The organism is Hymenobacter sp. AT01-02 (assembly GCF_000961955.2).
GTDB classification, from domain to species: domain Bacteria; phylum Bacteroidota; class Bacteroidia; order Cytophagales; family Hymenobacteraceae; genus Hymenobacter; species Hymenobacter mucosus.
On record NZ_JZIR02000034.1, the window covers coordinates 1 to 14,583 of the forward strand.

Below are 14,583 nucleotides of genomic sequence, written 5' to 3' on the forward strand. Positions count from 1 at the left end.
GAGCCCGTGCTACTAGTAGCACGGGCTCTTTGATTTGTGCTAGTACTGCCTTGTCAAGCTTGCGCCATTACAATCGGCCTGTACATATTCCCTGTTCTCCGCGGGTGGCACTAGTTGCAGAGCCGACCAGTAGGTGCACTGTAGTAAACCCAGTACGGTCCCCTTGCTGAAGTAGGGGCTAGCAATTGGCAGATCATGAAAAAGCTCCTTTAGTGGTCTTTATATCTTGCCAGACTTCGCCTCGAAAACTAGGTAAACTGCCATACCCGCTCTGGCGTGACGCAGGCGTGCAGGCGCACATCACCCGGCCAAGCGTCGTTGATGCGGGACACGGGTGGCTCTAGGCTAAGGCCAATACGCAAGGCTTCGGGGCGGCACTCCGCTAGAAAGTGGTCGTAGAAACCTTTCCCGTAGCCTACGCGCTGGCCTGTTTCATCAAACGCCAGCAGCGGAACTAGCACGGCGTCTAGCTTTTCAGGGGCTACCTGCGGGGCATCTACAGGCTCAGGAATACCCCAGCGGTTGTGCACTAGCTTCGTGTTAGAGGTGAGATGGTAGTGGCGGAGCGTTCGGCCATTGGGCTGCACTACAGGCACTGCCACTTGCACCGCCGGCCACGTGGCCCACACGTGCCGGATGATGCGCCACGTATCAGGCTCGTGCTGCTGCGGAATGGGCAGAAACACGTGCAGCCAGTGCCACTTGGCTACTGGGAAAGCTACCACCAACGCCTCACTGATGGCTTGGCTTCGTTGCGCTACTTCCGCAGTGGTGAGGCTACGCCGACGCGCCAAAAAATCCCGCCGTAAATCGGCTTTCAACATACAGGAAGGCTCTTAATTACCAACGCGGCGCTACCCAAGCCCTGCGCCTGCAAACTTAGCAGGGAGCATATAGGAGCTTAGGCAGCGCCGTGATTAACGTAAAACGCTCGCACGTGGCGGCCCACTTATTCCTCTTCCAGCACGGTGAATTCCAGAGCTAGCGGGTCGAAGGCCGCTACGAGCTGCTGAATAAACTGCGGGTTATTGATCATAATGCTGAGCACGTTATCGAGGCGCTCTTGCAGTTGACCTTCGGGGAACAGCTTATCCTTGAGGGCCGTGAGCTGGTTGTACGCCGTTTCGTGCTTGGCTTCGGCAGCTTTACTCAGGCGCTTCTCAAGACCGGCCAAAGAGCCAGCCGTTTTTTGCTGCTCGGCGGCTACTGTTTTTACCAGAGTAGGATCGAGGCGCTGGGCTAGGTCGGCTACTTCTTTGAATACGACAGCCAGGGCTTGCTGCTGTTCTTTCAAGCTAATCTCTTCCTGACCCAGGGTAGCACCTACCTGCTTTTTCAGCTCGGGCAGGGGCCGGAAAATATCCTGGGCCGTGAGCCCCAGCTTGCGCAGCTTGCCTGCGTTGGCTTTGCCAATGTAAAGGCCCGAGTTGCGCAGGAGCAAGATCGGGAAAGGCACCTGGTTGTCGGTAAACACTTGCTTGAGCTGGAACCAGTAGGCTACTTCCGCTCCGCCCCCAATGTAGCACAGGTTGGGCAGCAACAACTCCTGGTACAATGGCCGCAGCACCACATTAGGGCTAAACTGCTCCGGATGCTGGCGTGCCAACTCAAGGAGTTCGTCTTGGCTATGACACTGCGCTGTATTGCGCACCGTAATCTGAGCGCAATCTTGGGTAGCATCGTACTCTAGCCGCTCCCGCTTGCCCGCATCCGTGAGGAAGAACAGATTGAGCGGGCGGGAGTACACTTGCGGTTTGTAACCTGCCGCTTCTAGCTGCGCGTTGGTGGCCTGTACCGCCCGGTTGGAGGCCTGTTCTTGAATCTCGCGCTCCAGCACCGGCACCAGTGCTTGCTTAAGCGTGGCGTCGTCGCCGTCCAGGGCTACCAACCCAAGCTCCCCGAAGAGGCTGTGCGTGAGCTTGCGAGTAGCTTCGGCCAGGGAAGTGGAACTGGTGTAAGCCTCGCGGAAAGCCGTGGGCACTTCGGCGGGCAGTTGGCTCAGCAGCTCCTCTTCCAGGCCGTCCAGAGCTAGTCGCCCAACGGGGCCACCAGTGGTAGTAGCGCTCCACTCGTACTTTTTCCCAAACAGGTGCAAGTGGTTGATTTCTGCGAAGTCGTGGTCCTCAGTGGCCATCCAGTACACCGGCACAAAGTCGTACTGCGGGTAGTGCTCCTTCAGCTGGCGGCTCAGCTTTACCGCCGTAATAATTTTGTACACGAAGTACAGAGGACCCGTGAGTAGGTTGAGCTGGTGGCCGGTAGTGATGGTGAAGGTCGTTTCCTGGGCCAGTAGGTCGAGGTTGGCTTGCACAGCCGGGTGCACGGCCGGCTGTGCGGCGTACTGGGCGCGCAAAGCACTTACCAGGCGCTGCCGAGCTTCCGGCGAGTAAGCCGCCTTCTTTTCGGCGAGCTGAGCGGCAAATTCTTCCAGCTTAGGAAAGCGGTGATAATAGGGCTGGAGCTCCGGGCGCTGGCCGAGGTAGTCGGTGAGGAGAGCGGAGAAAGCGCCAGTATCGGCGTAGCGGAGAGTCGTGACGGACATGATCAGGAAGTAATTCGGCTATAACCGGCCAGCCGCCACAAAGTAACTGGCAATTTGCGGGACCAGCCTTCTAGCCAGCTACCAGCAAAAGCAAATAGCCCAGTATTATCTTATTATCAGGCAGTTGCTAGGCGCAGTAATAATTACTCCAAACGCCCCGCCTTGGCCGTGGGTTAGGTAGTTCTTGAAAAAAATAATTTGGAATTACCGCGGGGCTTCCCCACCTTGCCCACCGTAAAGCACCTGATTCTCATGACTCAGCCCATCGGCCGCTTCTTTTTTAGCTACTACTTCTACTACGTCACCACGTAGTCGAGCGGCCCCCCTGTAGCTTTCCAAACCGAAACACACAGCGCCTCTCGACAACCTCGGGAGGCGCTTTTTTTACGCTCACACGCTGCTACTCATGTTCCCTTCGGCATTCTTTTATTACGGCTATTACTACTTCTTTTTTACAAAGAAGCCGGGCCTGATTTGCCGGAGCTGACCCCAAGCAGCCACCACCGCAAACCCAAGGCCCCGCACTCCGGAGGCCTTTTTTAATGCTGTTTTTTTAGTACCCGCACCATGCTCCCAACCGTCGCCATTCAAGGCTTTGAAGGTAGTTTCCATCAGATAGCTGCCCGCCACTACTTCGGACCCACCACCCAAACCGCGCCTTGCGCTACGTTTGGCGACGTGATCCGCCAGGTAGCCGAAGGGCAAACCGATGCGGCGGTAATGGCCATTGAGAACTCCATTGCGGGTAGCATTCTGCCGAACTACACGCTGTTGCGCAAATCGGGTCTGCGGGTGATGGGGGAAGTGTACCTACGGATTCAGCAGCACCTACTGGCCCTCCCCGGCCAGCAGCTCACCGACATCCGGGAGGTGCATTCCCATCCCATGGCCCTGCTGCAGTGCACCGATTTTTTGGTGAAGCAACCCACGTGGCGCCTGGTAGAAACTGAAGACACGGCCCTCAGCGCCCGCCGCATTCGAGAAGGCCACCAAACGGGCATTGCCGCCATTGCTGGGCAACTAGCCGCCGAGCTGTTCGATTTGGACATCATTGCGCCCAGCATCCAGACCGAGAAAAAGAACTACACGCGCTTTCTGGTAATTGCCAAACCCGAAAACGCCCTGGCCGTGGAGCAGCCCAACAAAGCTTCGTTGTACTTCCACACCTCTCACGCCCAGGGCAGCCTGGCACGGGTACTGGTGCGGATTGCCGACCTGGGCATCAACCTTTCCAAGCTACAGTCTTTTCCCAAGCCCGGCAGCACCTGGAACTATTACTTCCACGCCGATTTGGAGTTCGACCACCCCGATCAGTTTGAGGCGGCCCTCCGCGAAATGCAGCCCGTCACGGAAAGCGTACAGGTGCTGGGCGTCTATCATAAGGGTACTACGCACTAACCTCTACCCTAGCAACCACTAGCAGGTGAGCACACTCTAACGCCAGCCGCTCCCTCCACCTCACCGGCAACCTCTTGCCCCCAACCCTACCTCCTCCGATGCAAGTATCCGTAGCCAGCCGCCTTCAGCACACTCAAGAGTACTACTTCTCGCAGAAGCTGCGCGAAATTGAAGGTCTTAATAAAGCCGGTGCCCAGATCATTAACCTTGGAATTGGCAGCCCCGACATGCCGCCCCACCCCAATGTGGTAGCAGCCCTTACCCGCGCCGCCGAGCAGCCTACTACCCACGCCTACCAGAGCTACAAAGGGGTAGCTGCCCTGCGCCAAGCCATGACGGCTTGGTACCAGCGTCAGTACGGGGTCGTGTTAGACCCGGAGTCGGAGGTGTTGCCCTTGCTAGGATCCAAGGAAGGTATCATCCACGTGAGCATGACGTTTTTGGAGGCCGGCGACGAGGTATTGATTCCGAATCCGGGCTACCCGGCCTACCGCGCGGCCGCCCACCTCAGCGGCGCCACCCCCATCGACTACGACCTGACGGCTGAAAACCATTGGCTCCCCAACCTGACAGACCTGGCCCAGCGCGACCTGAGCCGCGTGAAGCTGATGTGGGTAAACTACCCCCATATGCCTACTGGCACGGCCGCCGATGCTACTTTCTTCACCAAGTTGGTGGCCTTCGCCCGGGAGCACCACATCTTGCTGGTACACGACAATCCCTACAGCTTCATCCTGAACACGGAGGCACCCCAAAGCTTGCTGGCCGTGGAAGGAGCCCGGGAGGTAGTGCTGGAGTTGAACTCCCTGAGCAAGTCGCACAACATGGCGGGCTGGCGGGTAGGGATGCTGGCGGGCCGCGCCGATTTACTTCAGGAAGTACTGCGCTTCAAGAGCAACCTCGACTCGGGTATGTTTCTGCCGGTGCAACTGGCGGCGGTAGAAGCCCTCAACCTAGATGCTACCTGGTATGACGAGTTGAACGCGCACTACCGGGCCCGCCGCGAATTGGTATTTGAACTTCTGGACACCATCGGCTGCACGTACGAGCGCAACCAAGTGGGCTTGTTCGTGTGGGCCGCTATTCCGGCTGGCTACGCCGATGGGTACGCTCTCAGCGACGAGCTACTGCACGCAGCACGAGTATTCATCACCCCTGGCGGCATCTTCGGCAGCAATGGCAACCACTTCATTCGGGTAAGCCTGTGCCAAACCACCGCCGTTTTGGGCGCCGCCCTCAGCCGCATCAAGGCGGCCCGCACTACTAGCCAACCGGCCTAGGTCGAGCGAAGGGCCCGCATCCGCTGCAACGGACTTCTCCTGGGCCTCGCATCCCATTCTTCGCGGGTCCTTCGCTCCACCTAGCCACTGAACAGCATTTCACTACTTCAATTCTCATGGTAGTCACAATAATAGGAATTGGGCTGATTGGCGGCTCTCTGGCGCTGAGCCTCAAGGAAGCAGGCTTGGCTCACCACATCATTGGGGTAGACCGCAGCCCCGAAAACCAACGGCAGGCCGTGGCGCTGGGCTTGGTAGATGAAGTGGAAGCCGACCTTGCCGCCGCCGTAACGCGCGCCGACTTAGTAGTGGTGGCCGTGCCCATGGATGCCATGCTGGGCGTGCTGCCCCAGGTGCTCGACGTAGCAACCGAACGCCAGACGGTTATTGATGTCGGCTCGACGAAAGCTACGCTGCTCAGCCACGTAGACAGCCACCCGCAGCGTGCTCGTTTTGTGGCGGTGCATCCCATGGCCGGTACGGAGTACTCGGGGCCGTCGGCCGCCGTACCGGGCCTGTTCCGCGAAAAGACGCTTGTAATTTGCGATGCCGCACGTAGCGCCAACGATGCCGTAGCCCGCGTGGAAGCCGTGTTTGGGCGGCTAACGATGCGCCTGGTGTACATGGATGCCGCCGCCCACGATTTGCACACGGCCTACATCTCTCACATCTCCCATATCACGTCATTTGCCTTGGCACTCACCGTATTGGAGAAAGAGAAGGAAGAACAACAGATCTTTGCCCTAGCCAGCGGCGGTTTTGAATCGACGGTGCGCCTAGCCAAAAGCTCCCCCGATATGTGGGTGCCTATCTTCCGCCAGAACCGCGTGAACGTGCTGGATGTGCTGGATGAGCACATTCACCAGCTACAGCACCTGCGCGAACTGCTGGCTCAGGAGGATTACTCGGCCGTGTACCAGCAAATTCAGCAAGCCAACCTGATCAAAAAGATTCTGAAATAACACGTGGCTAGAACCCAATGAAAGTCCGTAATGTCGAGCTTACCGATTCGCCTTGCCTGCTCTTGTTGCCAAACTCCTTCGACGATGCAAGCGAACTGCTTCCTCCTGCTTGACAAGGCATTCAGATAATAGCTTCCTGCTGCCTGGGCGCTCTGGGCCGCTTCAACCGAAAAAACAACCTAATCATACCATGGAACAACTCCTCACCTCCCCCGCCGACGCAACCGACCACAAAAGCTTCCTGGCCAAAAAGCCCCTCATCATTTCGGGCCCCTGCTCGGCCGAAACTGAAGAGCAGCTTATTGCTACCTGCACCCGGCTGGCCGCTACAGGCAAAGTAGACATGCTGCGCGCCGGCATTTGGAAGCCCCGCACCAAGCCCGGCCTATTCGAAGGAATTGGCACAAAGGGCCTGCCCTGGCTGCAAAAAGCGAAGCAACTAACGGGCCTGCCTACTACCGTAGAAGTAGCAACGCCTAAGCACGTGGAAGATGCGCTGGCTTTCGACGTGGATGTGCTCTGGATTGGAGCCCGTACCACGGTAAACCCCTTCTCAGTGCAGGCCGTGGCCGATGCCCTGCGCGGCACCGACGTACCCGTGTTCATCAAGAACCCCGTGCACCCCGACCTAGAACTGTGGATGGGCGCCGTGGAGCGGTTGGCAAAAGCTGGCGTGAAGCGCATTGGCCTGATTCACCGGGGCTTTGCCAGCTACGGCAACACAGAATTCCGCAATGCCCCCATGTGGCACTTGCCCATTGAGATGAAGCGCCGCCTGCCCGAGCTGCCCATCATCTGCGACCCTAGCCACATTTGCGGCAACCGTACGGGCCTAGCTGGTGTGGCTCAAAAGTCCATTGACCTTGACTTCGACGGGCTGATGCTGGAGTCGCACATCGACCCTGACAACGCTTGGAGCGACGCCAAGCAGCAAGTAACGCCCGAGCGCCTCGCCGAACTACTCGACGGTTTGACCTGGCGCCACGAAACGACCGACCAGCAGGAGTTCCTGACGGTGCTCAGCACCCTGCGCGAGCAAATTAACCAGCTCGACGACGAGATTCTGCACTTGCTGGGCCGCCGCATGCAGGTGGCGGAAAGCATTGGTCAATACAAGAAAGACAATGACATTACCATTCTGCAAACCAGCCGCTGGAATGAGATTCTGGAGCGCGGCGTGCAGAAGGGCAACCAGCTAGGCCTCACCCGCGACTTCATCATGAAGTATTTCGATGCGGTACACCTGGAGTCTATCAACCGCCAGAACCGCGTAATGAACCGCGAAAACCTGTAGCAGTTAGGCTATTAGCGTATACTTCACGCAACTACCCCTACCTAAAAAACCTGTCCTGCCAAACTTGCTGAGCCAGCTTGCGTGTTACCGTTGTAAGGTACTTCAACGATACGAGCGAACTGGCTCAGCAAGCTTGATAGGACGGGCTGGTTTTGGCAGCTTTTGCACCGTGTAGCACGGCATCCTGAGCAGCGCGAAGATCTTGTCACGTCGATCATGGGCCATTTTAGGCCGGTTGTTCATTATGTGGTCAGATTCTTCAGGCTGCTTAGGATGCCGTGCTTTTTATTGGTTCGCGGCACTGGCTTAGCCGGCTTTACCTCAGTTCTTTCTACTATTGAAGAACGAACCGAACTCCATCTATGACCCTACCTCTCCTCACCCGCTTCCCTAGCGTAGCCCTGGCTGCCGCCCTCACACTTACTGCTTGCCAGCAGAAGCCCGGTTATACTCCGGAATCTTCCAATAAGTCGTCTAGCCTGGGCACAACGGGCTATTTGCAGCCGTTTGAAACAGGCATCCGCACGGGTGGGGTACAGGTGATTCCGATTAAGACACCGAAGGGCACCTTCAATGTGTGGACGAAGCGGTTCGGGACGGGCAAGATTAAGGTGCTCCTCCTACATGGTGGCCCGGCCATGACCCACGAGTACATGGAATGCTTCGAGAGCTTCTTCCCGCAGGAAGGAATTGAGTTCTACGAGTACGACCAGCTAGGCTCCTACTACAGCGACCAGCCCCAGGATGACGACTTATGGCGCACCGAGCGGTTTGTGGACGAAGTGGAGCAAGTGCGCCAAGCGCTGGGCATCGACAAATTTTACGTGCTGGGGCACTCCTGGGGCGGTATTCTGGCGCTGGAATATGCTCTCAAGCACCAAGACCATTTGGCTGGCCTCGTCATTTCCAACATGGTAGCCAGCATTCCGCGCTACGATGCCTACAACAAAACCTTACGGACAAAACTACGCCCCACTCTCCTCGACTCGCTAGAGAAATTTGAGGCGCGCAAAGACTACCATAACCCTACCTACGAGGGGTTGGTGTTCAAGAATTATTACTCCCGCCACCTTCTGCGCTTACCCGCTATGCCCGACCCGGTGGCGCGCTCTTTTAAGCACGTAAACCAGCATGTGTACGAGTTGATGCAGGGTCCCAACGAGTTCAAAACAGCCGGCCGCCTCCTCACCTGGGACCGGTGGAACGACTTGGGCAAGGTGACGGTACCAACGCTGATGATTGGTGGGCAGTTTGACACCATGAACCCCAAGGAAATGGAGGAAATGAGCCACCGCGTGCAGCAAGGCAACTACTTACTCTGCCCCCAAGGTAGCCACATGAGCATGTGGGACGACCAGCAAATCTACTTCCGCGGCCTCACCAAGTTCCTCAAGTCCGTCGACGATGGTTCTTTCAGAGCAGGCACTACTTTGTAACTACCCAGCAGCGCGGCCCGACAGGCTATGGTGCTTTCGGTAAGCCTGGGCTGCTGGCGGCCGTTTTTATGCGCTCTTCAATTTGGCTGAGCAAGTAGCCCGCATCCTCTTTGTGAGCAGCGTCGGGGAAGAGCCGTTGGGCCCGGCGGGCATGGTCGCGGGCCTTCTCAAACTCCTTGAGCTCCAAATACACAAAGGCCAGATTGAGGTGAGAAGTGGGGTAGTTTTTGCGCAGCTGAATTGACCGCTCAAAGGGTGCTAAGCTTTCCGTGAACTGGCCCAACCGCTGGTACGAATAGCCCAAGGCAAAGTATGAAAGGTAGTCGCCCTGGCCGTGGTCGTGGGCTTGCTGGTAATGCTTGATAGTGCGCCGAAACACCTCATCCTCGCCCAGAGTCTGCTCGGCGCAGTCGCACTGCTGCACGGTAAAGTAGTAGTCGCCCAGCGCCCGATCCAGCTTGTAGTTGTCGGGGTTCTGCTGCTGGAGCTTCTCTAGCACTTGGCGCACCGGGAAGGAGTAGCGGGCAGTATCTTGTCCTAGCTGGCGCAAGCTGTCGGGCGAGAGGTCTAGCAACTTCAAGTCGCGGAAGGCGAAGCGCTTCAGTTCATCCGTATCCGTGTAGTACTTCAGGGCCAGTTCGGTTTTCTGTAGCACCACGGCTGGCTCTACGTTCAAGGGGTCCAGTACTTTCAGCAGCTTCCACGCCGATTCGTAGTGGCGTTCCAGCACAAGCTGGTTGGCCCTACGAAGCGCCGTTGCCTGCGCCGCCGCTTCGGAAGCGGCTTTGGTTTGGGCCATTCCTAGCCAGGGTAGCAACAGCAATGACAACAGCAGTACGAAACGACGCATGGGCTTGACCGAGGGGAGTAGGTTTCGTCAAAAATAGCCGTTCCGGCGCTAATGCTAGGCGAGGCCGGTTTTTCAGTTCTCAAAGGGCCACCGCCGCTGACTTCGGCTCCAAAGCAGGAATACCACTACGCCCAGGGCCATCATGAGCAGCGCCGCCACCTGAAACGGCAAAAACAGGCTGGCACCAGCTTGCCCTTCCACCTTTACCCCATCCTGAATGCTCATAAACACCCACAGCCATACCACTACGGCTACTACCACTGGCAGCGGGTACAGTGGCATCTTGAAGGGCAGGGCTGCCGTGCCACGGCGCCGCCGCAGCAGCACCAGCCCAATGGCCTGGCCTACAAACTGCACGAGAATGCGCATGGCCAGAATGGCGCTGATAACTTCACCCAACCGGAACAGCAGACTGAACACGAAGCCAACGCCGCCCAGCAGCAGCAACGACACGTGCGGGAAGTGCTTGGTGGGGTGAGTTTTGGCGAAGATGGGCAGAAATTCGCCGTCGGCGGCGGCCGCGTATGGGATGCGCGAGTAGCCTAGTAGCACGGCAAATAGTGAGGCAAAGGCTACCCACAGTACCAAAGCCGTAGCCGCTTTGGCTGCCGTAGCCCCGTACACACGCTCTACAAAAGTGCTCACAATGAACTTCGACTGTCCCGCTTCTTGCCACGGAATAACTGAGCCTACGCTCCAGTTCAGGAGCAGGTACAGGGCCATGATGCCCAGGATGCTCAGAAAGATACTGCGTGGAATAACCCGTTGAGGGTCTTTAATTTCTCCACCCAGATGGCATACATTGTAGTAGCCGAGGTAGGAGTAAATGGTCTTGACGGTGGCCTGCCCCATGGCAGCCGAGAGCAACACGCCCGGCAGCGCCGCCAGCCCACCTTCCGGCAACCACGCTACCGGCTGGGTAGCATGCGTGACGCCACCCAAAATCAGCCAGCCCATGAGGCCCAGTACGCCTACCCAGAGCAGCACACCCAGCTTGCCAATGTCCTCAATGCGGCGGTACAGCAGGGCAATGAGCAACAGCACTACTACCCCTGATACTAGCTTGGGCTGCCACCATTCGTCTAGGGGAACCAAGTAGGCGAAGTACTGGGCAAAGCCAATGGCCCCCGATGCTACCACGAGTGGCGCTTGCACCAGCGTTTGCCACACGTAGAGGAAAGACATCAGGCGGCCCCACTTCTGCTCCCCGTAGGCTAGCTTCAGAAAGCGGTAGGAGCCCCCTGCCTCGGGGTAGGCGGCCCCCAGTTCGCTCCAAATAAAGCCATCCACCAACGACAAAGCCGCACCTACTACCCAGGCCAGCAAAAAGTTGGGCCCCATGAACCCCATCACCAAGGGAAGGGTTACGAACGGCCCAATGCCCACCATGTCAATCATGTTGAGGGCAGTAGCCTGCACCAAGCCAAGGCGGCGGCGTAGGGGCGCGGTAGTTTCTAGTGTATCGGTAGAGGTGTCGATCTGAGCCATAGGCGAAAGAGTAGAGCTGTAAAAGTCGTAGAAACGCCGAATGTTCAAGCGGCCCGCAGGTGCATTGGTTTTTGGCTGGCCGGCAAGCGCTGGGTGGCAACTGGCGGGCGCTAGGCAAACAACCGCCCAACCTCCATCGGGAGTGGCGCGTACCATCGACACACTGTTTCTACGTTATGGCCGGTACTTCCTCCTCAAAAATTGCCATCTACGGCGCCATCGGGGCCAACGTGGCCATTGCTATTTCCAAATTTGTAGCTGCTTTTTTTACTGGTAGCTCGGCTATGCTGTCGGAAGGCATTCACTCCCTCGTGGACAGCGGCAACGGTTTGCTGATCCTGTACGGCGTGAAGCAGTCGGAGAAGCCTGCCGATGCCCGGCACCCCTTCGGCCGTAGCAAGGAGCTGTATTTCTGGTCGTTGATTGTCGCCATCCTGGTGTTTTCTGTGGGCGGTGGCATGTCGTTCTACGAGGGGGTAGAGCACCTCAAGCACCCGGCCCCCATCACTGATCCTACTTGGAACTATGTGGTACTAGGTCTATCCTTGATGTTTGAAGGCATCTCCTGCTTTCTCGCTTTCCGCGAATTCAACAAGAGCCGCGGCGACGCTACCTTCTGGGCTACCCTGGGCCGCAGCAAAGACCCTTCGGTATTTGCCATTCTCATGGAAGACATGGCTGCATTAGTGGGCCTTGTCATTGCGCTGACGGGCGTATACTTCGGCCACGCGTTCAATAATCCTTACTTCGACGGCGGTGCTTCTATTTGCATTGGGGTTCTGCTGGTGTCGGTAGCCGTTTTCCTGATCTATAAAACCAAAGGCCTCCTCGTTGGGGAAGGCGTGGACGACGAAACCCTCGATAGCCTGGAGGCCCTGGCCCGCCAGCAGAAAAGCGTGGAGCAGGTGCGCCGCCCCCTCACCATGTACATGGGCCCCCAAGATGTAGTACTGGCCCTCGATGTAGAGTTTCACGACCATCTGTCGGCGGTGGAAATCGAACAGGCCGTTGATCAGTTGCAGGACAGCATCCGGGCCAAGCACCCTGAGTTCAAGCGCATCTTCATCGAGTCGAAGGGACTCACGGGCAAGCAGCGTGCTCCGCACGTGAAAGACACACCTGTGTCACCTCAGATTTAATTTTTCCCGGAAAAATTAGGCCTATATTTTGGCGGTCATGCTGGCAAGCTCAGCATGACCGCCTTTTTTTGACTAGTTTCGGAGGCGCCTCTTAAGCTGTAGTTGGGTTGCTGGGTCGTTCAGGAGCAAACCCTGGATGGAATTCTATCGTCTGATAGGCAACCTCAGCTATACTCTACCGCTTAGCCGCTGGTTCTGTACTCAACCTTTCCACTATGCCAAACGACTTCTTTGCTGATTCGCCTTTCCAAACCTTCTGGATGGGTGGCTTTGAATGCACCGACCAACTTAATGCCTTCGGCAACCGCGTTGATTTTCTCACCCAAACTGGCCATTTGCAGTTGCTGGACGAGGACTACGCCCGCCTCGGCGACTTTCAGGTGGGTACTGTGCGTGAAGGCATCCGCTGGAGCCAAGTAGAAAAAACCGCTTATACCTACGACTGGAGCACCGTCCAAGTCCTGCTGGATGCAGGGCAGCGCCACGGTATTCAGCAAGTTTGGGACCTGTGTCACTTCGGCTACCCCGACGATCTGACGCCCCTCCACCCCATGTTTGCGCGGCGCTTTGCCGCCCTGTGCCGGGCTTTCATTGACTTCTACCGTAGCCAACGACCCGACGATGTGCTTATCGTGACGCCCATCAACGAGGTGAGCTTTATGAGCTGGCTGGGCGGCGACGTGCGGGGCACTTCCCCCTACTGCGTAGGTCAGGGCTGGGAAGTAAAGCTGGGCCTGATGCGGGCGTACATTGAGGGCGTGGCCGCATTGCGCGAAGCCGACCCCACTATCCGCATTCTTACCACTGAGCCCCTCATTCATATTGTACCCCGCCCGAATGCCGGACCGGCCGAGGTACGCCGAGCTAAAGAGTTTCATATCAACCAGTTTCAGAGCGTAGACATGCTTTGCGGGCGTCTCTGTCCCGAACTGGGCGGCCGGCCGGAATACCTGGACATGCTAGGCTTTAACTACTACTACGACAACCAGTGGCAGCTTGACCCGCATCATATTCTGCCCTGGGCCAACGACTTCAACGACCCCCGCTTCCGGCCGCTGAGCCACTTGCTTAAGCGGGCCTACCAGCGCTACGGTCGCCCGGTAGTGCTTACCGAAACCAGCCACCCTGGCATTGACCGGCCTTTGTGGCTCGACATGATTGCGGAAGAAGCTACCACCGCCATCCGGGCCGGGGTACCGTTGCTGGGCGTTTGCCTCTACCCCATTATCGACCGACCCGATTGGGACCACCTCACGCCCTGGCACAACGCAGGCTTGTGGGATGCTGATATCAGCTCACCGGTACCAGGCCTTACCCGCCAGTTGCACGAGCCATCAGCCGAAGCACTGCGAGAGGCCCAAGCTCGCGTAGCCCAGGCCATCAAGAGAAAGTCACGGGCGCTGCTGCCTATATCATAAGTTTCATGAGCTACCAGCACGCCGATACGGAAGCGGCCGAACTACTCTGCCAGTTTCGGCAAGCCTTTACGGATGTAAACTTATCGCCGGAGGAAGCCCAGCAACTGCGCCATAGGCTGGCCGATTACGGGCAGGCGGGCGGTGCTCTCAGCGAATTGCGGCATCAGCTTTTTAACCTAGCTCGGGAACGGTTCAACACCTTCAAGGACAAGGCCGTTATCGAGTGGTTGGAAGAGGCTAGCGCTTTACTACCGGAGGCTGCTACTGCTACGGCAACGCCCACGGCGCACTACTCGGAAGTGCACTTCAGCCCCGTAGAGAAGTGCGTGGCAGCTATTCGCGACTTTCTAAACCAAGCCCAGCATACCCTAGACCTGTGCGTGTTCACCATTGCCGATGACCGCCTCACCGAGGCGGTACTAGCTGCTCATCAGCGCGGGGTGCGGGTACGCCTGCTCACCGACAATGATAAGCTGTACGACCGGGGCTCCGATGTGCGGCAGTTGCACCAAGCTGGCGTTACTACGCGCATCGATCAAACGGCCTATCACATGCACCACAAGTTTGCCGTAACCGACAACCGCACTGCCCTGACTGGCAGCTACAACTGGACCCGTTCGGCGGCGGAATACAACATGGAGAACCTACTCATCACGCAAGACCCCGTGATTGTACGCCGCTACGAGCAAGAGTTCAACCGGCTCTGGGAGGTAATGACGCCCTTTGCGGAGGCCAGCAGGTAGCCGGTACCCAGCGCGACGCGCTACTTCAAGAAA

12 protein-coding genes are annotated in these 14,583 nt (G+C 57.6%); 8 read left to right on the plus strand and 4 right to left on the minus strand.

What is annotated here, in order from left to right:
- Positions 1-248 precede the first annotated feature (248 nt).
- Both VI25_RS12560 and bshC read right to left on the minus strand, forming a co-directional pair.
- Complete coding sequence (locus VI25_RS12560; protein ID WP_045689649.1) at positions 249-824, minus strand: 5-formyltetrahydrofolate cyclo-ligase; 576 nt, start codon at positions 822-824, stop codon at positions 249-251.
- A 125-nt stretch (positions 825-949) separates the two neighbouring features.
- Positions 950-2,542: a bacillithiol biosynthesis cysteine-adding enzyme BshC gene (bshC, locus tag VI25_RS12565; protein WP_045689648.1), complete on the minus strand. Its 1,593-nt coding sequence runs from the start codon at positions 2,540-2,542 to the stop codon at positions 950-952.
- Between the two features lie 567 nt (positions 2,543-3,109).
- On the opposite strand from bshC, the gene VI25_RS12570 reads away from it, so the two are divergent.
- The 5 genes from VI25_RS12570 to VI25_RS12590 all read left to right on the plus strand — a co-directional run bounded on the left by VI25_RS12570 (position 3,110) and on the right by VI25_RS12590 (position 8,912).
- Positions 3,110-3,940 carry a prephenate dehydratase gene (locus tag VI25_RS12570; protein WP_045689647.1) on the plus strand — a complete coding sequence of 277 codons (831 nt, stop codon included), beginning with the start codon at positions 3,110-3,112 and terminating at the stop codon, positions 3,938-3,940.
- Between the two features lie 98 nt (positions 3,941-4,038).
- A complete protein-coding gene (locus VI25_RS12575) occupies positions 4,039-5,220 on the plus strand; it encodes a pyridoxal phosphate-dependent aminotransferase (protein WP_045689646.1) in 1,182 nt (393 codons plus the stop codon).
- Between the two features lie 116 nt (positions 5,221-5,336).
- A complete protein-coding gene (locus VI25_RS12580) occupies positions 5,337-6,182 on the plus strand; it encodes a prephenate dehydrogenase (protein ID WP_045689645.1) in 846 nt (281 codons plus the stop codon).
- Positions 6,183-6,372: 190 nt separating this feature from the next.
- Positions 6,373-7,476, plus strand: a complete 1,104-nt coding sequence (locus VI25_RS12585) for a chorismate mutase (RefSeq protein WP_045689644.1) — start codon at positions 6,373-6,375, stop codon at positions 7,474-7,476.
- Positions 7,477-7,838: 362 nt separating this feature from the next.
- Entirely contained in the window at positions 7,839-8,912 is a 1,074-nt protein-coding gene (locus VI25_RS12590) for a proline iminopeptidase-family hydrolase (protein WP_045689643.1), read from the plus strand.
- A 25-nt stretch (positions 8,913-8,937) separates the two neighbouring features.
- Here the strand turns inward: VI25_RS12590 and VI25_RS12595 are convergent, their stop codons facing one another.
- Together VI25_RS12595 and VI25_RS12600 are read right to left on the minus strand one after the other, a co-directional pair.
- Entirely contained in the window at positions 8,938-9,762 is an 825-nt protein-coding gene (locus VI25_RS12595; protein ID WP_045689642.1) for a tetratricopeptide repeat protein, read from the minus strand.
- Between the two features lie 72 nt (positions 9,763-9,834).
- Complete coding sequence (locus VI25_RS12600; RefSeq protein ID WP_045689641.1) at positions 9,835-11,250, minus strand: APC family permease; 1,416 nt, start codon at positions 11,248-11,250, stop codon at positions 9,835-9,837.
- A gap of 176 nt (positions 11,251-11,426) precedes the next feature.
- Between VI25_RS12600 and VI25_RS12605 the strand changes: the two genes are divergently transcribed.
- The 3 genes from VI25_RS12605 (at position 11,427) to VI25_RS12615 (ending at position 14,550) form a co-directional block, all read left to right on the plus strand.
- On the plus strand, positions 11,427-12,389 hold the full coding sequence (locus tag VI25_RS12605) for a cation diffusion facilitator family transporter (RefSeq protein WP_045689640.1): 963 nt from the start codon (positions 11,427-11,429) through the stop codon (positions 12,387-12,389).
- A 215-nt stretch (positions 12,390-12,604) separates the two neighbouring features.
- Entirely contained in the window at positions 12,605-13,807 is a 1,203-nt protein-coding gene (locus VI25_RS12610) for an amine oxidase (RefSeq protein WP_045689639.1), read from the plus strand.
- A gap of 5 nt (positions 13,808-13,812) precedes the next feature.
- A complete protein-coding gene (locus tag VI25_RS12615; RefSeq protein WP_045689638.1) occupies positions 13,813-14,550 on the plus strand; it encodes a phospholipase D-like domain-containing protein in 738 nt (245 codons plus the stop codon).
- The last annotated feature ends 33 nt before the right edge of the window (positions 14,551-14,583 follow it).

What these genes read in the sequence shown, in the direction of transcription:
- VI25_RS12605 (WP_045689640.1), top strand. Translation starts at nt 11,427, where the DNA reads ATGGCCGGTACTTCCTCCTCAAAAATTGCCATCTACGGCGCCATCGGG.
- VI25_RS12560 (WP_045689649.1), bottom strand. Translation starts at nt 824, where the DNA reads ATGTTGAAAGCCGATTTACGGCGGGATTTTTTGGCGCGTCGGCGTAGC.
- VI25_RS12590 (WP_045689643.1), top strand. Translation starts at nt 7,839, where the DNA reads ATGACCCTACCTCTCCTCACCCGCTTCCCTAGCGTAGCCCTGGCTGCC.
- VI25_RS12570 (WP_045689647.1), top strand. Translation starts at nt 3,110, where the DNA reads ATGCTCCCAACCGTCGCCATTCAAGGCTTTGAAGGTAGTTTCCATCAG.
- VI25_RS12610 (WP_045689639.1), top strand. Translation starts at nt 12,605, where the DNA reads ATGCCAAACGACTTCTTTGCTGATTCGCCTTTCCAAACCTTCTGGATG.
- VI25_RS12580 (WP_045689645.1), top strand. Translation starts at nt 5,337, where the DNA reads ATGGTAGTCACAATAATAGGAATTGGGCTGATTGGCGGCTCTCTGGCG.
- VI25_RS12600 (WP_045689641.1), bottom strand. Translation starts at nt 11,250, where the DNA reads ATGGCTCAGATCGACACCTCTACCGATACACTAGAAACTACCGCGCCC.
- bshC (WP_045689648.1), bottom strand. Translation starts at nt 2,542, where the DNA reads ATGTCCGTCACGACTCTCCGCTACGCCGATACTGGCGCTTTCTCCGCT.
- VI25_RS12575 (WP_045689646.1), top strand. Translation starts at nt 4,039, where the DNA reads ATGCAAGTATCCGTAGCCAGCCGCCTTCAGCACACTCAAGAGTACTAC.
- VI25_RS12615 (WP_045689638.1), top strand. Translation starts at nt 13,813, where the DNA reads ATGAGCTACCAGCACGCCGATACGGAAGCGGCCGAACTACTCTGCCAG.
- VI25_RS12595 (WP_045689642.1), bottom strand. Translation starts at nt 9,762, where the DNA reads ATGCGTCGTTTCGTACTGCTGTTGTCATTGCTGTTGCTACCCTGGCTA.
- VI25_RS12585 (WP_045689644.1), top strand. Translation starts at nt 6,373, where the DNA reads ATGGAACAACTCCTCACCTCCCCCGCCGACGCAACCGACCACAAAAGC.